This window comes from Bacillus sp. Root131, assembly GCF_001429475.1.
In the GTDB taxonomy this organism is placed as follows: domain Bacteria; phylum Bacillota; class Bacilli; order Bacillales; family Bacillaceae_G; genus Bacillus_A; species Bacillus_A thuringiensis_S.
This window is the reverse complement of record NZ_LMJQ01000045.1, coordinates 87,492-107,844: the sequence shown is the minus strand read 5'-3', so window position 1 is coordinate 107,844 and position 20,353 is coordinate 87,492. Positions and strand designations below refer to the sequence as shown.

Below are 20,353 nucleotides of genomic sequence, written 5' to 3'. Positions count from 1 at the left end.
AAAAACTACTGATTTCAGCAGCTTTTCCCCCTTTATATATAAAGAGCGAGAGGAAGAGCTATGACAAAGGTGCAGCAGCGATTAATTTCTATTTTAGAGGAGTTTTTAGAAGAGAAATCGATGTTAAATCGAGCTTTTTTAGCGGGCCGTTTACATGTATCAACGAAGACGATTCAAAAGGATATAAAATTATTAAATGATATATTGGAAGAAAACGGAGCGAAAATCGAATCGCAAAGAGGGACTGGGTACGAATTAGAAATTATACAAACGAAGAAATTTGAAGACTTTTGTGTGAGTCTATTTCAAAAACAGACGGAAAAGATTCCAACTTCTTATGAAGAAAGAATAGCGTACATTCTGCAGCGTGTTTTAACGGCAGAGGGATATGTGAAGCTTTCAGAATTAGCGGAAGAGATTTATGTGAGCAAATCAACGGTTAATTTAATTATGAAAGATGTTACAGATATATGTGGTCGCTATAAATTACAAATTGAGAAGAGACCGTATTATGGTATACGTATTGTTGGAGAGGAATTTAATATTCGTTCTTGTTTATCACAATATGGTTTACCGCGTTATGACCATACTCCGTTTCATGAGCAATTTGAGCAGACGGAGACATATTTATCGCTACCTTATATATCACACATCCGTTCAATTATATTAAAGTATATTGAAGGTGGAACAATATATTTATCTGATATAGAAATTGATAATTTAGTCATTCATATTGCAATCGCATTAAAGCGTTGTCAAAGTCAACATTATATGAAAGAACTGCATACGGAGCAATCAGAACTTATAATAAAGAAAGAATATACAATTGCGAAGCAGATTTTAGGAGATTTAGAGAAAGAGTTGAAATTTTCATTTCCAGAAGAAGAAGTATTATATGTGACGATGCATTTATTAAGTACTGCTGTTACAACGAGAGATCGCTATGAAAATGTAGAAGAGCTATTAGGAAAAGATATATATGCATTTATGCAACATATTCTTTTTAAAGTAGCGGAAGAACGGAATCTTATTTTTTATTATGATGAAGAATTATTATTTGGATTTGGTATTCATTTAAAAACGTTATTAAATCGTTTGAAGTATAAGTTAAATACGAGAAATCCTCTTTTGGCAGAAGTGAAAAAGAATTATCCGTATGCTTTTGAAATTGCGGTTCTTGTTGGAGATATCATTGGTGAATATACGGGTGAATCGATCCCTGAAAGTGAAATTGGCTATATTGCAATTCACTTCGGCGGAGCGATGAGCCGTTTGCAGGAGCAAAATCAAAAGAAAAGATGCTTATTAGTTTGTGCGACTGGTCAAGGAAGTGCACAACTATTAAAATATAAAATTTTATCACAGTTCCGAGATAAATTAGAGATTGTAGGTATTACAGGCTATTATCAATTGAAAGTAGAAGATCTTTATAAAGAAAAAATAGATTGTATTATTAGTACGATTCATATACCGAGTGGCTTGCCTGTTCCAGTTATAAAAGTGAATTCAATATTTGATGATAAAGAGATTAAATTGATTGGTCAGCGGTTGTTTACGCATGTGAATAATAGTGTGCAGCCTTATATTAAGGAAGATTTAATTTTTTTAAATCATAGTGCTTCTACGAAAGAGGATGTTATTCAGTTTTTATGTGAGAAAGCTGCTGAGAAACATTATGTACAAGAAAACTTTTATGCTTCTGTTATGGAAAGAGAAAATACGTCTCCGACAGCGGTTGGGAATTCAGTTGCAATCCCGCATCCGATGCAGTTATTAAGTGAGGAAACTTTTTTGATGTTTTGCACACTTGAAAAGGCTGTTGATTGGGGAGATAAAAAAGTACAAGTAATTATTTTATTTAGTGTAAAGCGCAATAATAATGAAGATTTGCAAAGGCTTTATGATTTTTTATATGATATTATGTCTAGTCAAACTACGATAGAGAAACTTACTCAGACCGAGGTAATTGAAGATTTTCAAGAGATTTTATTATCATTTTGAAAAAGTATATAAAAACTTCCGTTACATAACGGAAGTTTTTTATGTTTAATTGTATGCGTTTTCATAATAAGATAAAAATATAGAAAACATATAGCTTGGGGGAATTTAAAATGGCTGATATGCAAACTCCATTTGCATTAATTTTACATGGTGGCAATGCGAGAAGTGCAGCGCTTGAAGCAATCGCTTTTGCAAGACAAGGAGATTTTGAGAATGCGGGTGAAAAGATGAAACTTGCTAGTGAGGAAATTTCAGCAGCACATCGTATTCAAACGGATTTAATTCAAGAAGAGGCAAGAGGAAATCATACAGAAATCAGTTTACTGTTAGTGCACGCACAAGACCATTTAATGAATGCAATTACAGTGAAAGAACTAGCTGAAGAATTTATTACTCTTCATAAACGAGTAGAAGAGAAAGTGACAGTATAAGATGTATATTTTATTATGTTGTGCAGCAGGCATGTCAACGAGTATGGTCGTAAGAAAAATGCAAGAAGAGGCAAAGAAACAGGGGAAGAATTATAAAATTAAGGCGGTTGATTCAGAACTTGTGAAACTTGAAATAAAAGAAGCCGATGTCGTTTTAATCGGTCCACAAGTGAAATATTTATTTCCAGCTGTAGAGTTTCTTGCAAACTCATACAACATACCAGTTGCAATTATAGACCAACGAGATTATGGCATGTGTGATGGTTTGAAAGTGCTTAGGCAAGCAGAACAATTAGTTTTAGCATAATTATATCTTTTTAAATATAAACATTATAATGTTATAAAGTTTATTTCATTCTTTTATAGTAGAGAGAAAGAGGAGGGCTATTGATGAATGTGTTTATGAGTTTTATGGAACAAAAGATTATGCCAACAACGCAAAAGATTGCAGGACAACGACATTTATTGGCAATTCGAAATGGGGTTATTTCTACATTACCGTTAACGATCGTCGGGTCATTTTTCGTTATCTTTTTAAATTTACCAATTGATGCATATATGGAATGGATTGCACCGTTTCGCCATATTTTAGATATTCCATTCCGATTTACAGTAGGACTAATGGCCTTATACGCAGCGTTTGGAGTAGGGGCTTCGCTCGCGAACTTTTATCAGCTCAATCAATTAAGTGCAGGGCTACTATCTGTACTCGCCTTTTTACTAGCATCAGTTGAACCAATTCAAATTACGAAAGCTGTACCAGGTGTTATTGATGCAGGTCGATATATTTCAGTAGGAACACTAAGTGCAACGTCTTTATTCGGCGCAATTGTGACAGCATTAATTGCAGTGGAAATTTATCATTTTATGATTAAGCATAATATCTCAATAAAATTACCAGACAGTGTACCACCAGCAGTTTCAAATTCGTTTGCAGCATTAATTCCAACATTAGTAGTTATTCTTTTATTCTGGGGCATTCGCTACGGTTTGAAATTCGATGTAAATACAACAATTACATACTTAATCGCACCATTAAAATCAGTACTAGTAGGAAATAACTTATTCGGTGGTTTATTAACAGTATTCTTAATCGTGTTCTTCTGGTCATTTGGTATACATGGACCGGCAATTTTAGGACCAATCATTCGTCCGATGTGGGATTCCGCAATTCTTGAAAATATGGAAGTGTTCACGGCTACAGGAAATGCACATCAGTTACCAAACTTATTTACAGAGCAGTTCATTCAATGGTTCGTATGGATTGGCGGATCTGGCTCAACGTTAGCTTTAGTAATTATGTTTATGTTCTCTAAATCTAAGTTCCTAAAAGAGTTAGGTAGATTATCATTCGTACCAGGTTTATTCAATATTAACGAGCCAATTATTTTCGGGGCACCAATTGTAATGAACCCAATCTTAATTATTCCGTTCGTTATTACACCGTTAGTGACAACGACAGTATCATATTTCGCAGTTGTTTCAGGTATGATTCCACTCATGATGGCGAAATTGCCATTTACGATGTTAGCACCAATTGCAGCGGTGATTAGTACGGACTGGACAATTATGGCTGGTGTACTTGTACTTGTTAACTTTGTAATCTCATTCGTTATTTACTATCCATTCTTCAAAATGTATGAGAAACAACAATTAGCAGGAGAGGAGAAAACAGAATGCTCGGAGCAATTATCATCTTAATTACATTTGTGATCGGACAGTGTATTGCCCATTATTCGAAATGGGTACAAAGTAAATCCTTATTAGTGTTACTACTAGTATCAGTTTTATTTATCGGTTGTTCAATGGGTGCATATGTAATGTTAGGTCTACACTCACCGTACGTAATTATTGTACCGACAATTTTATGTGCAACATGTTTATCTGCAAAATATAGATTTACGAGCATGGCATTAATACAACGTGTGAAGGAGATGCAAAAGCATGGAGCGTAAATTAGGGATTTCACTTTATCCAGAACATTCAACGAAAGAAAAAGATATGGCTTATATTTCGTCAGCGGCACGACACGGTTTTTCAAGAATATTTACTTGTTTGTTATCTGTGAATCGTCCGAAAGAAGAAATTATAGCTGAATTTAAAGAGATTATTAATCATGCGAAAGATAACAATATGGAAGTTATTTTAGATGTAGCTCCAGCTGTGTTTGATCAGCTTGGTATTAGTTATAGTGATCTATCATTTTTCGCAGAGTTAGGTGCAGATGGTATTCGATTAGATGTAGGCTTTGACGGATTGACGGAAGCGAAAATGACGAATAATCCGTACGGTTTAAAAATCGAGTTAAATGTAAGTAACGATATTGCGTACTTAGAAAATATTCTTTCGCATCAAGCGAATAAATCAGCTTTAATTGGTTGCCATAATTTTTATCCGCAAAAATTCACTGGTCTTCCGTACGATTATTTCATTCGCTGTAGTGAACGCTTTAAAAAGCATGGTATTCGCAGTGCAGCCTTTATTACATCACATGCCGCAAACATCGGTCCATGGGATATTAACGACGGATTATGTACGTTAGAAGAGCATCGTAATTTACCAATTGAAGTACAAGCGAAGCATTTATGGGCAACAGGGCTAATTGATGATGTCATTATCGGAAATGCTTATGCAAGTGAAGAGGAGTTAGAAAAACTAGGAAATTTAAATCGCTACATGTTACAGCTAAAAGTGCACTTTGTAGACGAAGCGACTGAAGTAGAGAAGAGAGCTACGCTGCAAGAATTACATGTAAGACGCGGCGACATAACAGAGTATATGATACGTTCTACAGAAGTGCGTAAAAAATATAAAGACTATGACTTCCCAGTGCGCGAAAGTGTGCTACAGGAAAGAGGGCAAGTTGTAATTGGTAATAACTCATTCGGAAAGTATAAAGGTGAACTGCAAATCATTTTAAAAGAAATGCCGATAGATGAACGGAAAAATATCGTCGGTACAATTGCGGAAGAGGAGTTATTCTTACTAAATTATGTAGGAGCTTGGACGCAGTTTACTTGTGTGGAATAGAGAAGAGAAGGAGAGGATGCTGTGGCATCCTCTTTTTTCTATTGATATAGTAGTCTATCGTATATAGAATGCAAAGAGATAGATTTCATTTGGACGGGAGAGAAGGAGATGGAAGAGTATATAGATGATTTATTAAGGCGGATGGCTGATGAAGAAACAGAGATTTGGCATCGTGCGTATGATGAAGCAAAAGCGTTAAATGACTTATTAACTTTTCCTTATTTACAGCAGAAGGTAATCAAAGCAAAAAAGGTATCTATGAAGAAAGATATTTATTATTTAATGACGAAACTCGCCATCAATACGAAGGAAATCTATATTGCTGATTATCTTATAGATCGTTTGGAATGTGAACAAATCCCGACTTTGTTAAGTGAACTGCTTAGTAATATTTATACATTGCCAGAAGTAAGTAGTACAAATAAAATCATTCCGTATATTTATCATAAAAACGATAGTGTTCGTTATTGGGCAGTTGCTTCCTTAAAGTTATATAAATCGTTAGAAGCGGAAAGTGCGTTGCTAAAGTTGCTGGATACTGAAGAAAATAAAGATGAGATTACACATATTTGTTATACATTGCTTGAGATTGGAACGAAGCAATCGATTCTGCCGTTAACAAAGCTTTTATATAGTAATAGTGTCTATGTTCGTTCAACCGTTATTGAGGTTTTAGCAAAAATAGGGGGATCGGACTTACAAATAGTTTATATTGAAGCTTTACATGATAGAAATGTGATGGTGAAATATGAAGCTGTTCGAGCTATTTATACGTATGGCGACGAAATGGCAATGAGAGCAATTTGCGAACGTGTGAATAAAATTGTTGCTAGAAGACGTAAAAATGAAGTAGAGCCTACGGATGAAGCAGAGATTATCATTGCTCTTCGTTTCTTACATAAGTTTGCTAATCATGAAGAAGTTTTAAAGATATTTGATAAAGTGTACAAAAAACGTGGAAACTTGTTTATGTCGGAGAGGGAGTGGCTTCGAGATAATATTACTTACTTTCAAGAGAAAGAAAGCATGTAAGAATCATAAAAAAGAGCCAGCCTCAACGATGAGACTGACTCTTTTTTATAACTAGTTTAATACTTTAACTGTAACTGTTTTACGTCCCCAGCTACTTGATGTGCCTTTATCTGGCATTAAAACGTCGATTTTATTACCTTTAATAGCCCCACCAGTATCACCAGCGATTGCTACTCCGTAACCTTCAACCCATACTTTTGAACCTAATGGAATGACACTTGGATCAACTGCAATTAGTTTCATGTTTGGATTAGCTGTTAAGTTATGACCCATAGCTGATTTTACTTGGTCGCCTGCTTTATAACCATTTTCAAGTGGATCTGCTGTGTAAGCTGTTGCTACAACACGTAACTCACGAGAAGATGATGGTGTACTTGTTTCAGTTTCTTTTGCAGCAGGTTGTTGTGCAGCAGGTTGTTGTGTAGCTGGTTTTTGAGCTTTAGCTGCTTCACGAGCTTTAGCTGCTTCTTGAGCCTTAGCCGCTTCACGAGCTTCAGCTGCTTCTTGAGCCTTAGCTGCTTCACGAGCTTCAGCTGCTTCTTGAGCTTTAGCCGCTTCACGAGCTTTAGCTGCTTCTTGAGCCTTAGCCGCTTCACGAGCTTCAGCATCTGCTTGAGCTTTAGCTGCTTCACGAGCTTTAGCTTCTGCTTGAGCTTCAGCATCTGCCTGAGCTTTAGCTGCTTCTTGAGCCTTAGCTGCTTCACGAGCTTTAGCCGCTTCTTGAGCCTTAACTTCTGCTTGAGCTTCAGCTGCTTCGCGAGCTTTAGTTGCTTCCGCGGCCTTAGCTTTTGCTTGAGTTTCAGCTACTTCTTGAGCTTTAACTGCTTCACGAACTTTAGCTGTATCTTGAACTGTAGTTGTTTTTTCAACTTTAACTACTGGCTGAACTTTAATTGGAGCTTTACCTGTTAAGTAAGGAACATGAACATAAGCTGTTTTTCCGTTATATTCAAATTGAATCCAATCATTTTGTACTTGGTGTGTTGTTTCGATTATATCATCTTTTTTCAACTTACCAAGAATCTCTGAATCTGTGTTTGCACCAGCACGTACGTTTAATACGTTTGCTGTTACGTAGTAAGTGTCTTTTGTATAGTCAGCACTTATGAAAGCTTCTTTACCGCTATTCAATTGAACTTTTGACCAACCATTTTCTGTATGTAAAACATTTACTTTATATCCATCTAATAATTTTCCTACAACTTTTGATTCAGTAGTTGGGTTTTCTCGTACGTTTAGTACGTCAGTCGTTACGATTGTTTCTGCTTTAGCAGATGTTGTGAAAATCCCAAGACCAAAAACCGCTGCTGTTGCTATACCCATAAATTTTTTCATAATAGCCTCCATTGCATTTGTTTTCGTTGACCTCATTATAGCAACCATTATTTTCTTATTTGCGAAAAACATATAATTACAAAGCTTTCGTAACGGAGCATTAATATTCTGTAACAATTCCATAAATATCCTGATAGCGCTTCCTTGTTGTTTTTTGGCGTATCAGGGCATATAAAACACAAAATGAGTAGCATTTCAATTACTTTAACATTAATAATATTACAGTAATGTTTCTCTTGAATGTCTGTAGTGTTACAAGAATGATGTATTTTACTGTTTGAATGAAAAATTAGTTATGAAATGATAATGTTTTTAGGTGTGAAAACATATAAACGAGGTGAAATTTAATAAAATATCGATATAATTGTTACAAAATCAGTCGATGTATGGAAAAAATTACGCCTTGATTTTCGTCTGTTACATAGTATTTTTGCAATAATAGGATTAGATAATAGCCTTAGTACCTATAAATAATGAAGAGTAATAGAATGATAGTTGTAACGTGAAACATATATAATAGAAGAAACTCGATTTAATAGGTAAATAAAAAACGCAGGAGTGTAAACTCCTACGTTTTTGTTTATTCATATCGTAAACATTCAATTGGATCAAGTTTTGCAGCTTTGTTAGCTGGTAGTAGTCCGAATGCAATACCGATCAGCATTGAAATACCTACTGCAAGAAGTCCAAGTTCTTTTGAGACAACGAGTGGCCATCCAGCAAAGATTGAGACGATCCAAGCGAAGAAAATACCGAGCATGAATCCGATGAAACCACCAAGTCCTGTTAAAATACAAGATTCGATTAAGAATTGTGTTAATACTTTACCACGTGTTGCACCAAGAGCTTTACGAATACCAATCTCACGTGTACGTTCTGTTACAGATACGAGCATGATGTTCATTACACCGATACCACCAACAAGTAAGGAGATAGCAGCAATACCACCGAATACCATTTTCATCATACCGATTGATTCGTCTAGTTGTTTCGTAAATTCACCTAAGTCTTGTGCTTCGAATTTGTGCTCAAATTTAGGAGCTTTCAGTTCGTTTAAGACAGAAACGGCTTGTTTTTCTACACTTTTACGTTCTGTCGGAGAGGTCATTGTTAATCTTACGGAGTCATACTCATTTACTCCTGAAATTACAGGTGCATTTTCAAGTGATGTATAACCTTCAGGCATAGGCATTCCAAAGTCGTTTTTCGTTTCGTATACACCGACTATTTTATAAGGCTTTCCTTTTATATCTGTGTATTGGTTTGATTCCCAACCACTAAATAATTTGTTGAAAGCTTCTTCATTTAATATAACAGCAGGGATTGCTTGGTTTAGTTCACTGTCATTTAATTCACGACCGTGAACTAATTTTATTTTCGAATCTTTCATAAAGGCGCCTGTTCCACCTTTTAAATCAAGATTTACATCTTTTGAACCAGCAGATGCTTTTACTTTCATACTTACGTCTGGATATACATCTTTAACGCCTGGTACAGTTTGCAGACGGTTTAGCATATCAGGTGTGATTTTGGCACTATCTGTTCCGTAATCAGGATTGTTGTAGTAAATCGTTACTTCGTTATCTTTTCCTTGGCCTAATTCTTTTTTAAACTTTGCGTTTGTACCATCACCCATTGAAATGATAGTAATAATGGCACTAATACCGATAATAATACCTAGCATCGTTAAGATGGAACGCATTTTATGAGCAAAGATAGAGGAAAGGGCCATGCGTATATTTTCACTCGTATTCAAAATTAACCTCTCCAATCTTGGACGACATTTCCGTCACGAATTACAATTTGACGTGCTGCAGCTTCCCCGATTTCACGGTCATGGGTAATCATAATGATTGTTGAGCCTTGTTTATTTAATTCGTAAAAGAGGTCCATAATTTGTGTACTTGTTTTCGTATCAAGTGCTCCCGTCGGTTCATCGGCTAAAATGAATTTTGGGTTATTTACGATTGCGCGGGCAACGGCGACACGTTGCTTTTGACCACCGGATAATTCGTTTGGTAAGTGAGTAGCGCGATCAGCTAAACCGACTTTTGTTAAAGCGGCTAATGAGCGTTCGCGTCTTTCTTTTTTATCAACTCCAGCGTAAATAAGAGGTAGCTCTACATTTTGAAGTGCTGTAAGTCTCGGTAATAACATGAAGTTTTGGAATACGAATCCGATTTCTTTATTACGAACATGTGCAAGTTCTGTTTCAGACATGTTTGAAATGTTTTGTCCAGCTAGTTCGTACGTACCCGTCGTCGGTTTATCTAAGCAACCAATAATGTTCATTAATGTTGATTTACCAGAACCAGAAGGTCCCATAATAGAAGTGAATTCTCCTTGATTCAGTGTTACGTCAATTCCGTGTAATATTTGAACGGATTCTGCACCATTTTGGAAGGATTTCGTGATGCCTTTTAAGTTAATCACTGGGCGACAACCTCCATACCATCTTTTAAGTCTTTTTCAGGTTTAGAGATAACTTCCTCTCCTTTTTTCACTCCAGAAACTTTTGATTCGCTATCAGTCTCGAATTCAACAGTAACTGCTTGTTCTTTCGCTTTACCGTCTTTTACAACGAAGACAACATTTTTGTCACCTTTTTTCACGATACTGCTTTTCGGAACAATTGTACCAGTTGCTTCGCCAGATTTACTTGTTACGTATACGTGGAAGCCGTTTTGTAGTTCGTCACTATTATCTAATGTGACAGTGAATTGATAGTTAGAAACAGTTTTATTTTCATCCATGCTCTTTAATGGTGTAGAACCGATTTCTGTTACTTTTCCTGTCCAAGTCTTACCAGCGACAGTTTTTGAGGAAACAGTTACTTCTTGCCCAACTTTCATACTAGCAAGCTCATATTCAGAAAGTTGACCTTTTACCTTGAATTGACCAGCGTGACGAAGAGTAATTCCGCTCATACCTGTTTTTTCGTCAGCAGTTTTCACGATATCATCAATTACGCCATCAGCAGGACTTGTTACAGAAAGTGTGTTTACTTTTTCTTTTGCTGCTTTAATCATTTCATCAGCTTTTTCAACTTCAAACTTTTTCATTTCAAGTTGTGATTCTAATTGCCCAACTTCAACTTCTGATGCTTTTAATGCTTCAGAAGGAAGGCCTGCATTTTTATCTTTTTGTAATTTTTGTTTCGCTGCATCAATTTGTTTTTGAAACAACGTTACTTCTTTTTGTGCGATTTTCTTTTGCATTTCTGCTTCTGTTACACCTTGTTTAGCAGTAGGGTCATTGTATTTAAACAGAAGCTGACCTTTTTTCACTTCATCGCCTTTTTTTACAGCTAATTCATATGTTCCTTTTGTTGGATCGAATGAAATAGTTTCAATTCCGTTTGGAATAACTTCGCCACCAAATTTTTGCGCGTTTTGGATTTGTTTTTCAGTTACTTTATATCCGCTATATGCCATTGCTACTTCTGAACCGCCACCACCAGCAAATGCAAAGTATGATCCAGCTGCAATTCCAATTGCTACTACACTAGTAATTAACACTTTATTTTTCTTTTTCATCTATTTATCACCTTTTCGTTCGTTTTAGTATCTACATTAAGTATAGAAGAGGTGAAGAATCTGACAAATCGTTTTAGCTTACAATAACCTTACAGTTTTGTAAGGTATGAATATGTAAATGTAAGGTAGAGGTTGTCCTAGTATAAGCAAATGAATTGACTCGTTGTTTCTTTCTTACAATAATATTGTATGAAGGAGAGGAGGAAGGAAGATGGAAGCTTATTTTAGTGCGCATCCATTAAAATCGTTTATTCCATACTCAAGACAACACGTCCTTATATTATTTATTATGTTGGTGGGGATATTTTTTCTGTATCAATACCAAGATTTATTGCGTCAAAGTGAGTGGAATATAACGGTTCGATATGCGATTGCATTTTTATTTATAGGTAGTGAAATTGGGCTCTATATGTGGGAGTGGAAAGCGGGGATTTTTGAGCTAGCTACTTCATTACCGTTTGAGTTATGTACGATTAGTTTATTATTAGCGTCGATTATGATTGTAACGAAAAGTTATCGCATATATGAGATTGTATTTTTTACAGGAATTATTGGTGCATCACAAGCCATTTTAACGCCGAACTTGCAGTATACTTTTCCACATTTTCGTTTCATTGAATATTTCATCGCACATGTATTGCTCATTTGGGCACCGCTCTTTATGACTTGGGTAGAAGGGTATCGTCCTACATTACAATCTATTAAACGTACGATGATATTTTTAAACATATTGATTCCGATTGTTTCGTTTGTAAATTACAAAACAGGCGGTAATTATATGTTTTTAGCTCATAAGCCAGAAACTGCTTCATTACTCGATATGTTAGGGCCGCATCCTTACTATATTATTTCATTAGAAATAGCTGCGCTTATTGGATGTTACACTTTGTATATGCCGTTTGCGAAAAGAGAGAGGCATGCGCATAAAGAATCACTAGGATCATAGCCTAGTGATTTTTTATCTTTAAAATATTTACAATTCTGAAAATTAAGAATAAAATTAGAGGGTAAATTATATATAGAGAGAAGGGAAAACGTGGTCAAAAAAGTTTTTCTAAATGGAATGGAAGTGACGATTCAATTTCTTATTTCGATTTTGGGGATTATTATTTTAGGGGCTTTGCCGAAATTATTTTATGGATTTAAGGTGGATGTATCAAAGTACATACAGACTTTAAAAGAAGTGTTTGTGAACTTAATGGATATTTCCAATTTGCAATATGTGAGAGGTGAATTTTTATTTCCACAGTTGTTCGTCCATTATAAAGAAACGATTATTATTTTTTTGGCTGCTTTTTTCATTTCATTATTTGTAGCATTTTGCATTGTTTATGTAATTATGAGTAGTTCACCGCGTATACAACATCGAATTAAATCATTTCTTATCTTCCTAGAATCCATTCCAGATATTCTTCTTATTTTAGTATCACAAATCTTAGTTGTATGGTTTTTTAAACAAACAGGTTTTTTACCTTTTCAAATTGCGTCAATTGGAGGCGAGTCGATTAGAGGGTTGCCAATATTGTGTTTGAGCATCCCGACTACGATTATGTTTGTAAAAATGGTAGTGATTCGTTTTGAAAATGAACTAGAAAAAGATTATGTACTATTTGCTAAGGCGAAAGGGCTGGGGCGTTTTCATATTTTAAATCGTCATATTTTACGAAATGTGTTGCTTAGTACATTATTCTTTGCGAAAACGAATATCTTTTTTATGTTATCTAATTTATATATTATAGAATGGATTTTTAATACGGGTGGTATTTTTATGTTTTTGAAATCGTATGAGGGTATTAGAGTTGAGGTTTTCATCGTTAGTATGCTGCTTATATATATCCCGATATTTATTTTATTCAAGCTGTTTCATTATTTCATTCCAACTGCGATGAAGGAGAGATTATAATATGTGGATGTATATAAAACGCGATAAAAGATTTTGGATAAGTATTGGGTTTCTTCTCATATTAGTTCTTTTGAGCATCGGAAATACGTTATGGAATGATGGACACATTAGGCAAGTTACATTGCAATATGATGCAGATGAAAATCCACAAGTGCCACCGTTTTCACCTTCATTACAATTTTTACTCGGGACAGACCGGAAAGGATACGACCTGTTACATTTAGTCATTGAAGGTGCGAAGTGGACGATTGGTATATCTATTTTAATTGCGGCACTTAGAATGGTGATAGGTGTGTTTTTTGGTGTTGTGCTTGGAACATATGTAAAAAGAGGTTTTTCAAAAATTGAGGCTTTCTTTGATAGTTTTACAGTTATTCCAACAGTTATGATTGCGTACTTTTTTCTTCACTTTGCAAATGCATTTGGGAGTGGAGAGGAAACAACAACCTTTTTTGAAAGGGCTTCGTTTCAAGTTTTATTACTTGTAATGCTTGTGATGCCAGTTATTGCACTGTATGTTGCGAAGGAAGTCCGTAAGTTGAGAACCGAAGAATTTATTGAAGCTGCGTGCATATTAGGTGGATCGAGAAGGCATATTGTTATAAAGCATATTTTCCCGCATCTCTATATGACGTTTATACTTGTATTTTTTCAGCAGTTTACGCAAACTCTTACTATTTTACTGCACTTAGGGTTACTAGAAATATTCTTTGGCGGAACAGTTCAGTTTTTAGGACCGATAGAAGAAATAGAATCATACACACATGAATGGTCAGGCTTAATTGGAGTCTATTTTAGATCATTAACAGTGAATCCGTGGATCCCTCTCGTTCCGATTACATTTTTTGGACTTACTATTTTTTCAGGAAATATGATTGTAAAAAGTATAGAAGAGGCGATGTTGAAAGTAAGATTAGGAGGAGAGATAAAGAAGGACGTAGTAGAAGCGGAACAATCTGTTGTGCAGTCAAAAGAAGATTTATTTACTTTTAAACATACGATGTGAAGAGAAAAAGAAGCAAGCATGGATTTCATGCTTGCTTCTTTTTTTTATTTTGTAGAAACTTCACCTGCAGCTTCTGTTTGCGGAATAAAGTATCCAATTATACCACCGATTATTGCTGGAATGATCCAGCCAATTCCTAAGTTATAAAAAGGAATGGTGTGTACGATATTAGCGATAAAATCTGGTATCATTTCCACATTATCAAGTGCATGAATACAGCTAATAATAAACGCTGCGATCATCGCTCCAATGTAGACAGAAGGTTTATGTTTCGTATATTTATCGATAAATGATACGAAAACTAAAATGATCGTAATTGGGTACAAAATAATTAATACAGGTAATGTGATTTTAATTAATAAGCTTAATCCTAAGTTTGAAATAACGAAACTAAAGATACAAACGTATAGTACAAGCTTTTTGTATGAAACATTTGTTAGCACTGTTGTGAAGTAATTTGCAAATGCACTCACAACACCAATTGCCGTTGTTAAACAAGCGAAGATAATGGCGATACTTAATAAAATATTACCGCTTGTCCCAAAGAATTGATACATAACAGTAGCTAATAGCTGCCCACCGTTTTCGAATTGTCCTAAGTTTCCGTTTGAAGCTCCAATATAACCGAGTAAGAAGTAAACAATTGTTAAGAATAGAGCAGCGATACTTCCGCAAATGATTGTATATTTTGCGATAGATTTCTTCTCTTGTATACCATTTTGACGAATTGCATTTACAACAATTGTTGATAGTACGAGAGCCCCAATTGCATCTAACGTTAAAAATCCTTCAAGAAATCCTTTGAAAAACGGGATGTCTTTATAGTCACCGATAGGTTCTGCAAACGTCCCTGGTGAAAGAATCGCTTTTGTTGCCATAATTGCAATAATTACAAGTAAAATTGGCGTTAATATTTTACCGATATGATCTACTAGCTTGGATGGATTTAATGATAAGAAGTAAACGACTGTGAAGAAAATCGCACTAAAAACTAACATAGAATACCATTGATCTGGGAAAAGTGGTGCAATCCCGATTTCATAAGATACAGATCCAGTTCGTGGAATAACAAATAGTGGGCCGATTGAAAGATAAATAATGATAGCGAATACTGCTGCGAATTTTGGATGAACACGGCTCGCTAAAGTGTTAAAACTACCACCAGCAAGGGCAACAGCAACGATAGCAAGTAAAGATAAACCGACGTCTGTAATAATAAACCCTGTAATGGAAACCCACATATTTTCTCCGGAAGAAAGACCAAGAAGGGGCGGGAAAATCATATTACCAGCACCGAAGAAAACTGCGAATAGTAATAAACTAATCGAAAGTATTTGCGCTGGTTTTAAAGTTGTACGCATATAAAGAAAATCCTCCTAATGAGTATTTTTTGTCGAAAATTCAAATAATTTGTCGAGTAACTGTTATTATTTTAAAGGTCTGATGATTAGAAAGCAATAGGGAATTTTGAAAATATTAAAAAATAATGCATTAAATCGAATAAATATACTATTTATATGTTTAATAGGAAGGATTTAACTTTTAACATAAAAAAACACATACCGCTAGGATACATGTTTTAAAAAAATATTTTTTTATCACGTTCTTCTTTTAAAATTTCAACTGCTTCTCGGAAACGTTGTGAATGGACAATTTCTCGTTCACGTAAAAAGCGTAGGCTGTCATTTATATCTGGATCATCTGATAAGTTAATGAGCCATTGATATGTTGCGCGTGCTTTTTCTTCAGCTGCAATATCCTCGTATAGATCGGCAATTGGATCACCTTTAGCCTGTATATAGGTTGCAGTAAATGGAACACCAGCAGCGTTATGGTAATGAAGAGCGCTGTCATGGTCGACGTAATGAGGGTCAAGACCAGCTGCCTTCATCTGTTCAGGAGTCGCATCTTTCGTCAGCTTATAAACCATCGTAGCAATCATTTCAAGGTGAGCAAATTCTTCTGTGCCAATATCAGTAAGAAGGCCAATGACTTTATCAGGAATTGTATAACGTTGATTTAAGTAACGTAGTGCAGCAGCTAACTCGCCATCTGCACCGCCGTATTGCTCAATTAATAATTTTGCAAGTGCTGGATTGCAAGTTCCCACTTTAACTGGGTATTGTAATTTCTTTTCATAAATCCACATAGTTTCTCTCCTTTATATTTGCCATGGCCAAGGACCTTTGCTCCATTCCCAAGGGGCATTAGAATAGCTGTTTCCAAACTGTTGGAGTGGTCCGTATTTTTCTTCCATCTTTTGTTTTAATACTCTCCGTTTATAGGAAAAATCATTAAATTGATTAATCGCAGCGGTGTCATCTGGATGTGTATCTAAATAAAGAGTGAGTTCAACTAGTACAAAGTCCAGTTCTTGAAGCTCCAGTAAAAGCTGATAGTATTCTTCTGGTAGCGATTGAGTCACGTCAGTAGTCACCGCCCTTTTTTATAAGGATTTTCATAATAGTCATAAAAAACAGGCCATAAAGTCCCTTTTTGTAGTGCTTCTTTTGGCGTGAATTGCGGTAAGTTTGGCGGTTGAAAGCCTAAAAATAAATTAGGAGGAGTAGAATAATATTTTTTTCCGATAGGAGGACAAGGATCGAGAGGACTATGATAGGGCACGAATGATCTCATATATTTATTCACGAATAAACCTCCTTAAATGTTCATTACTACGTATTATATTCAGACATAATAGGCCTTTATGACACATATAAAAAAGTAATAAGTGCAGGGGGAATGAATGTGGAGAATGTAAAAAATTTAATTGTGTTAGAAGTAAAGAACTTAAAGGAAACTCTGTATTTTTACGAAGGAATTTTAGGAATAACACCTAGTTCAGAAAGACCACAATTAGATATTACAGGTGTTTGGTATGATGCCGATTCAACGAGAATTAGTTTTGTTATGAATCGCATGTTAGGAGGAAGAGAGAAGAGTGTTACGAATTCATGCGATGGTTTAACATTTTCGATTTCTAACATAGAGAAGTTAAAAAAGAAGCTAGCGTTTTATGAAATTTTATATATGGAAAACAAAAGTGAGAAGAGTATTGTAGTACAAGACCCAGATGGATACAAACTTCAAGTGATAGAGAAGGCCGAATAAAAGGAGGGGATTTAGTGGAGAGAAATTATGAAGAAAGTGCGTTGTTTGAGCATCAATTTTGGCTAAAGGTGCTTACTGATCATTCGCAATTTTTACTTGATGCATTAGCTCCGAAGGAAAAAGAGGATATAAAGAAGGCCGCTTATTTTCTTGAAACATTTACGAATCTTTTAAATAAAGTACATAATGTGAATCTCATTACATTTTCAAAAGAGGCAGAACGAGCCGCAAAGGAAATAAGAATGTTTAAATTAAGTATTATACAGAAACAACTCGAGGGAAAAATCACTATTCATTTTACGCCAACTTTCATCAATCATATGGTAAACGAAGTAGAAGAGTATATAACAGTGTTAGAATTTTTAAAGAAAGGAGAAGTTCCGCCTGTTTTTCATGAATTACATTATCACCTCGTTTGGTTAACAGATGCGGCTGGTCATGCAGGATCTATTTCTGGTGGACTAGATCTTGTTGAAAAAAGATTAAAAGAGAAAAGTGAAGAATTCACGAAGCACTTTGAAAAATTTTACTTAAAGGCAGTTGAGATGACAGGGTATTTACGGACAGAGCTTCATCATTTTCCTGCATTAAAGAAGTTTACAAAAGATGTTTCACTTGAGTTAAAATTATTTTCACATTTTCTCCATGAAGTTGAAGAGCTAGAGTTATCGAATGAAATATTAAGTACATTATCTGCTAGAATGGCGGATCATATGGCAAGAGAAGAATGTTATTACTTATTAAAATTAGCGCAATCATCTGGACTTGAGATACCAAAATGTAATCCGCTTTAAAGAAAAAAGAGGCCAATTTTATTTGGCCTCTTTTTCTGTTTTATTTTCTCTTTTTATTTTCGCTTGTTCAATACTTGCCTGTAATGTCTCCATAATATTGATGATGTTTGGAGTTGGAGAGATTGTTTCGGTTTTTTCCTGTTGTTCAATTTTGTTTTCGATTAGTTCGGTAAGTGCTTCTTTATACTCATCTGTATACATTTCTTGTTCAAAAGGATTTGTAAGGTGGTGGATTAAATTAATTGCTGCTGTGAGTTCTTGTTTTTGAATAGGATAATTTTCATTACTTGGTAAGTTAGGTGTATTTGTTATATCGCGAATTTCATTAGGATAGTGAATAGTTTGTAACATAAGCCCATCTTCAAAGTTACGGATAATAGCTAAATGTTGTTTTTTTCTAATAGAAATATGAATAAGCCCAAGTTTATTTGTACGTTCAAGAGCCTCTTTTAATAATAAATATGATTTTTCATGTCCTGGGGTAGGGCCTATAAAATAAGAACGGTCATAAAGAACAGAATCGATTTCGTTATTTTGGACAAAAGATATAATACGAATGGAGCGTGGTTCGTGAGCTTTTTGTAATTCAGCCAATTCTTTTTCATCTATAATAATGTATTTATGAGGTGCGTATTCATAGGCTTTTACAATATCTGTATCATCGATTTCTTCATCCGTGCAATCGGGAGCAAATTTTTTATATTTAATAGGTGTTAAGCATTCTTTATGGAGACTTAAAAATTTTATATCGTTTTCTTCTACAGCACTATATAGTTTAATTCCTATATTTAATAATCCAAGTGAGAGTGCACCTTTCCATACGGTATGCAAATGAAGTCTCTCCTTTCCTTACAAATGATTATGTATATTATGAGATAGTAAGAAATTTCCTATACGTTTATTTGCTTTTTTAGTGAAGAGTAAGCGGGAGAGCCTGAGATATAAAATATATTGACAAGCCCTTCGAAATATTTTAATGTGAGTGTATAAAATTGTCTATAAAGGGGAGTAACTTATTACAGTAAAGTCGTCATTACAGGGAGAAACCCTCGGCTTTATTGGCAACGTTCCGTTGTTAGTGAGACCTTTACCAGCAATGGTAAAGGCCCCTTATTGTCTTTTTTAGGACCCTTACCATGTTTGGTAGGGTCCTTTTTGTATACAAAGAGAGGAGATATAAAAATGAAAAAACTTATTAGTAGATTAAGAGTTGTATTTCATGTTCGCCGATTTGTTCCATTTCTATTTGACTTTTTCACTTCAAAAGAGGTTTCAATAAAGAAGAAAATTTTATCTATTGCGTTTTTAGTTGGTTATGTTGCGATGCCGCTCGATTTAATTCCAGACTTCTTACCGTTTATCGGTATTTTAGATGATATTGGAATTGTGTTATTTATTTTGAACCGAATTGTAAAAATGGCGCCAGTTCAATTACAAGAAAAGCATAACGTAAACGTAGGATAGGAGTTAAAAATATGGAGCAAATTATTTTAGATATAATCGAGTTTTTAAAGCAGTTTTCTTATTTTGGAGTTGTGTTAGCATTAACGTTTGAATTTATTCCAGCAGAAGTAGTTTTGCCCATGGTTGGTTATTGGGTGTACGAGGGAGATATGAATTTTTGGCTTGCTGTACTAGCCGGAACCCTTGGCGGAACGACAGGACCTTTAACGTTATATGCACTCGGTTATTACGGCGGTCGTCCTCTATTAATAAAATACGGGAAATACTTCTTCATTAAAGAAGAACAAATTCAAAAAGCAGATGATTTCTTTGAGAAATATGGACCGGTTGTAGCATTTGTTGGACGCTTTGTGCCAGGAGTTCGAACGCTTATTTCTGTTCCGTGTGGTATGGCGAAAATGAACATATGGAAATTTAGTATATATACATTTGTAGCAATGTTCCCATTAACGACTTTATATGTTTATTTTGGAATGAAATTAGGTCCTCATTGGGAAAAAGCAGCGGACGTTGTTGGGCAATATATGCTACCGATATTAGGAGGCGTTATTCTTATCGTTGCTAGTATCTTTGTCTATAAATATATGAAGAAAAGAAATAAAACGGAATCTATCTAGTCATTTGAATATTTTTTGAAAATAGATGAATAGTACAGGCAAAAGACTCTGAGGGACATACACATATAGGGAATATAAAAGAGAGAGGGGAAA

General features: G+C 35.0%; 23 protein-coding genes. 14 read left to right on the top strand and 9 right to left on the bottom strand.

Annotation, left to right across the window (positions count from 1 at the left end; all coding sequences use genetic code 11):
- Positions 1–60 precede the first annotated feature (60 nt).
- The 7 genes from ASE54_RS32905 to ASE54_RS32875 all read left to right on the top strand — a co-directional run bounded on the left by ASE54_RS32905 (position 61) and on the right by ASE54_RS32875 (position 6,494).
- Complete coding sequence (locus ASE54_RS32905; protein WP_000170099.1) at positions 61–2,001, top strand: BglG family transcription antiterminator; 1,941 nt, start codon at positions 61–63, stop codon at positions 1,999–2,001.
- Positions 2,002–2,111: 110 nt separating this feature from the next.
- On the top strand, positions 2,112–2,432 hold the full coding sequence (locus tag ASE54_RS32900; RefSeq protein WP_000774625.1) for a PTS lactose/cellobiose transporter subunit IIA: 321 nt from the start codon (positions 2,112–2,114) through the stop codon (positions 2,430–2,432).
- Between the two features lies 1 nt (position 2,433).
- Positions 2,434–2,739: a PTS sugar transporter subunit IIB gene (locus ASE54_RS32895; protein WP_000275645.1), complete on the top strand. Its 306-nt coding sequence runs from the start codon at positions 2,434–2,436 to the stop codon at positions 2,737–2,739.
- A gap of 83 nt (positions 2,740–2,822) precedes the next feature.
- Entirely contained in the window at positions 2,823–4,133 is a 1,311-nt protein-coding gene (locus tag ASE54_RS32890) for a PTS sugar transporter subunit IIC (protein WP_001100450.1), read from the top strand.
- The gene (locus ASE54_RS32885) at positions 4,109–4,387 is read left to right on the top strand and encodes a hypothetical protein (protein ID WP_000900039.1); all 279 of its coding nucleotides are present in this window, start codon (positions 4,109–4,111) and stop codon (positions 4,385–4,387) included. The genes ASE54_RS32890 and ASE54_RS32885 overlap by 25 nt, the downstream gene beginning before the upstream one ends.
- Positions 4,377–5,462 carry a MupG family TIM beta-alpha barrel fold protein gene (locus ASE54_RS32880; protein ID WP_000440072.1) on the top strand — a complete coding sequence of 362 codons (1,086 nt, stop codon included), beginning with the start codon at positions 4,377–4,379 and terminating at the stop codon, positions 5,460–5,462. Before ASE54_RS32885 ends, ASE54_RS32880 begins: the two co-directional genes overlap by 11 nt.
- Positions 5,463–5,570: 108 nt before the next feature.
- Positions 5,571–6,494 carry a HEAT repeat domain-containing protein gene (locus tag ASE54_RS32875; RefSeq protein WP_000393376.1) on the top strand — a complete coding sequence of 308 codons (924 nt, stop codon included), beginning with the start codon at positions 5,571–5,573 and terminating at the stop codon, positions 6,492–6,494.
- Between the two features lie 51 nt (positions 6,495–6,545).
- On the opposite strand, the gene entC is transcribed toward ASE54_RS32875, so the two are convergent.
- From entC to ASE54_RS32855, 4 genes are all read right to left on the bottom strand, one after another.
- The gene (gene entC, locus ASE54_RS32870) at positions 6,546–7,952 is read right to left on the bottom strand and encodes a cell wall-binding protein EntC (RefSeq protein ID WP_003257398.1); all 1,407 of its coding nucleotides are present in this window, start codon (positions 7,950–7,952) and stop codon (positions 6,546–6,548) included.
- A 457-nt stretch (positions 7,953–8,409) separates the two neighbouring features.
- On the bottom strand, positions 8,410–9,585 hold the full coding sequence (locus ASE54_RS32865) for an ABC transporter permease (RefSeq protein WP_001097714.1): 1,176 nt from the start codon (positions 9,583–9,585) through the stop codon (positions 8,410–8,412).
- Between the two features lie 2 nt (positions 9,586–9,587).
- On the bottom strand, positions 9,588–10,262 hold the full coding sequence (locus ASE54_RS32860; protein ID WP_000609101.1) for an ABC transporter ATP-binding protein: 675 nt from the start codon (positions 10,260–10,262) through the stop codon (positions 9,588–9,590).
- Entirely contained in the window at positions 10,259–11,365 is a 1,107-nt protein-coding gene (locus ASE54_RS32855; protein ID WP_000728803.1) for an efflux RND transporter periplasmic adaptor subunit, read from the bottom strand. Before ASE54_RS32855 ends, ASE54_RS32860 begins: the two co-directional genes overlap by 4 nt.
- Before the next feature lie 211 nt (positions 11,366–11,576).
- On the opposite strand from ASE54_RS32855, the gene ASE54_RS32850 reads away from it, so the two are divergent.
- The 3 genes from ASE54_RS32850 (at position 11,577) to ASE54_RS32840 (ending at position 14,274) form a co-directional block, all read left to right on the top strand.
- Positions 11,577–12,311 (top strand): TIGR02206 family membrane protein, encoded by a 735-nt coding sequence (locus ASE54_RS32850; RefSeq protein ID WP_000388717.1) that lies wholly within the window; start codon positions 11,577–11,579, stop codon positions 12,309–12,311.
- A 90-nt stretch (positions 12,312–12,401) separates the two neighbouring features.
- Positions 12,402–13,268: an ABC transporter permease subunit gene (locus ASE54_RS32845; RefSeq protein ID WP_000239688.1), complete on the top strand. Its 867-nt coding sequence runs from the start codon at positions 12,402–12,404 to the stop codon at positions 13,266–13,268.
- A 1-nt stretch (position 13,269) separates the two neighbouring features.
- Complete coding sequence (locus ASE54_RS32840; protein WP_000266973.1) at positions 13,270–14,274, top strand: ABC transporter permease subunit; 1,005 nt, start codon at positions 13,270–13,272, stop codon at positions 14,272–14,274.
- 44 nt (positions 14,275–14,318) lie between these two features.
- Here ASE54_RS32840 and brnQ read toward each other — a convergent pair whose 3' ends face one another.
- The 4 genes from brnQ to ASE54_RS32820 form a co-directional block, all read right to left on the bottom strand.
- Positions 14,319–15,635 carry a branched-chain amino acid transport system II carrier protein gene (brnQ, locus tag ASE54_RS32835; protein WP_001260932.1) on the bottom strand — a complete coding sequence of 439 codons (1,317 nt, stop codon included), beginning with the start codon at positions 15,633–15,635 and terminating at the stop codon, positions 14,319–14,321.
- Positions 15,636–15,853: 218 nt separating this feature from the next.
- Positions 15,854–16,423, bottom strand: coding sequence for a spore coat protein CotJC (gene cotJC / locus ASE54_RS32830; protein ID WP_000265275.1), 570 nt, complete (start codon positions 16,421–16,423; stop codon positions 15,854–15,856).
- A 12-nt stretch (positions 16,424–16,435) separates the two neighbouring features.
- Positions 16,436–16,699: a spore coat protein CotJB gene (locus ASE54_RS32825; protein WP_000194492.1), complete on the bottom strand. Its 264-nt coding sequence runs from the start codon at positions 16,697–16,699 to the stop codon at positions 16,436–16,438.
- Between the two features lie 8 nt (positions 16,700–16,707).
- Positions 16,708–16,923 carry a spore coat associated protein CotJA gene (locus ASE54_RS32820; protein ID WP_001046257.1) on the bottom strand — a complete coding sequence of 72 codons (216 nt, stop codon included), beginning with the start codon at positions 16,921–16,923 and terminating at the stop codon, positions 16,708–16,710.
- Positions 16,924–17,016: 93 nt separating this feature from the next.
- Here ASE54_RS32820 and ASE54_RS32815 point away from each other — a divergent pair, with 93 nt between their 5' ends.
- Positions 17,017–17,385: a hypothetical protein gene (locus ASE54_RS32815; protein WP_003257386.1), complete on the top strand. Its 369-nt coding sequence runs from the start codon at positions 17,017–17,019 to the stop codon at positions 17,383–17,385.
- 14 nt (positions 17,386–17,399) lie between these two features.
- Positions 17,400–18,179, top strand: a complete 780-nt coding sequence (locus ASE54_RS32810) for a DUF2935 domain-containing protein (RefSeq protein WP_000440984.1) — start codon at positions 17,400–17,402, stop codon at positions 18,177–18,179.
- Positions 18,180–18,197: 18 nt separating this feature from the next.
- On the opposite strand, the gene ASE54_RS32805 is transcribed toward ASE54_RS32810, so the two are convergent.
- Positions 18,198–19,010 carry a Ku protein gene (locus tag ASE54_RS32805; RefSeq protein WP_000557750.1) on the bottom strand — a complete coding sequence of 271 codons (813 nt, stop codon included), beginning with the start codon at positions 19,008–19,010 and terminating at the stop codon, positions 18,198–18,200.
- 351 nt (positions 19,011–19,361) lie between these two features.
- Between ASE54_RS32805 and ASE54_RS32800 the strand changes: the two genes are divergently transcribed.
- Positions 19,362–19,643: a DUF1232 domain-containing protein gene (locus tag ASE54_RS32800; RefSeq protein WP_000733844.1), complete on the top strand. Its 282-nt coding sequence runs from the start codon at positions 19,362–19,364 to the stop codon at positions 19,641–19,643.
- 11 nt (positions 19,644–19,654) lie between these two features.
- Entirely contained in the window at positions 19,655–20,260 is a 606-nt protein-coding gene (locus ASE54_RS32795; RefSeq protein WP_000435017.1) for a DedA family protein, read from the top strand.
- Positions 20,261–20,353: the final 93 nt, after the last annotated feature.

Coding starts and splice junctions, on each gene's coding strand:
- ASE54_RS32795 (WP_000435017.1), top strand. CDS start 19,655: ATGGAGCAAATTATTTTAGATATAATCGAGTTTTTAAAGCAGTTTTCT.
- cotJC (WP_000265275.1), bottom strand. CDS start 16,423: ATGTGGATTTATGAAAAGAAATTACAATACCCAGTTAAAGTGGGAACT.
- ASE54_RS32800 (WP_000733844.1), top strand. CDS start 19,362: ATGAAAAAACTTATTAGTAGATTAAGAGTTGTATTTCATGTTCGCCGA.
- ASE54_RS32840 (WP_000266973.1), top strand. CDS start 13,270: ATGTGGATGTATATAAAACGCGATAAAAGATTTTGGATAAGTATTGGG.
- ASE54_RS32875 (WP_000393376.1), top strand. CDS start 5,571: ATGGAAGAGTATATAGATGATTTATTAAGGCGGATGGCTGATGAAGAA.
- ASE54_RS32905 (WP_000170099.1), top strand. CDS start 61: ATGACAAAGGTGCAGCAGCGATTAATTTCTATTTTAGAGGAGTTTTTA.
- ASE54_RS32895 (WP_000275645.1), top strand. CDS start 2,434: ATGTATATTTTATTATGTTGTGCAGCAGGCATGTCAACGAGTATGGTC.
- ASE54_RS32855 (WP_000728803.1), bottom strand. CDS start 11,365: ATGAAAAAGAAAAATAAAGTGTTAATTACTAGTGTAGTAGCAATTGGA.
- brnQ (WP_001260932.1), bottom strand. CDS start 15,635: ATGCGTACAACTTTAAAACCAGCGCAAATACTTTCGATTAGTTTATTA.
- ASE54_RS32815 (WP_003257386.1), top strand. CDS start 17,017: ATGAATGTGGAGAATGTAAAAAATTTAATTGTGTTAGAAGTAAAGAAC.
- ASE54_RS32880 (WP_000440072.1), top strand. CDS start 4,377: ATGGAGCGTAAATTAGGGATTTCACTTTATCCAGAACATTCAACGAAA.
- ASE54_RS32850 (WP_000388717.1), top strand. CDS start 11,577: ATGGAAGCTTATTTTAGTGCGCATCCATTAAAATCGTTTATTCCATAC.
- ASE54_RS32885 (WP_000900039.1), top strand. CDS start 4,109: ATGCTCGGAGCAATTATCATCTTAATTACATTTGTGATCGGACAGTGT.
- ASE54_RS32890 (WP_001100450.1), top strand. CDS start 2,823: ATGAATGTGTTTATGAGTTTTATGGAACAAAAGATTATGCCAACAACG.
- ASE54_RS32900 (WP_000774625.1), top strand. CDS start 2,112: ATGGCTGATATGCAAACTCCATTTGCATTAATTTTACATGGTGGCAAT.
- entC (WP_003257398.1), bottom strand. CDS start 7,952: ATGGAATTGTTACAGAATATTAATGCTCCGTTACGAAAGCTTTGTAAT.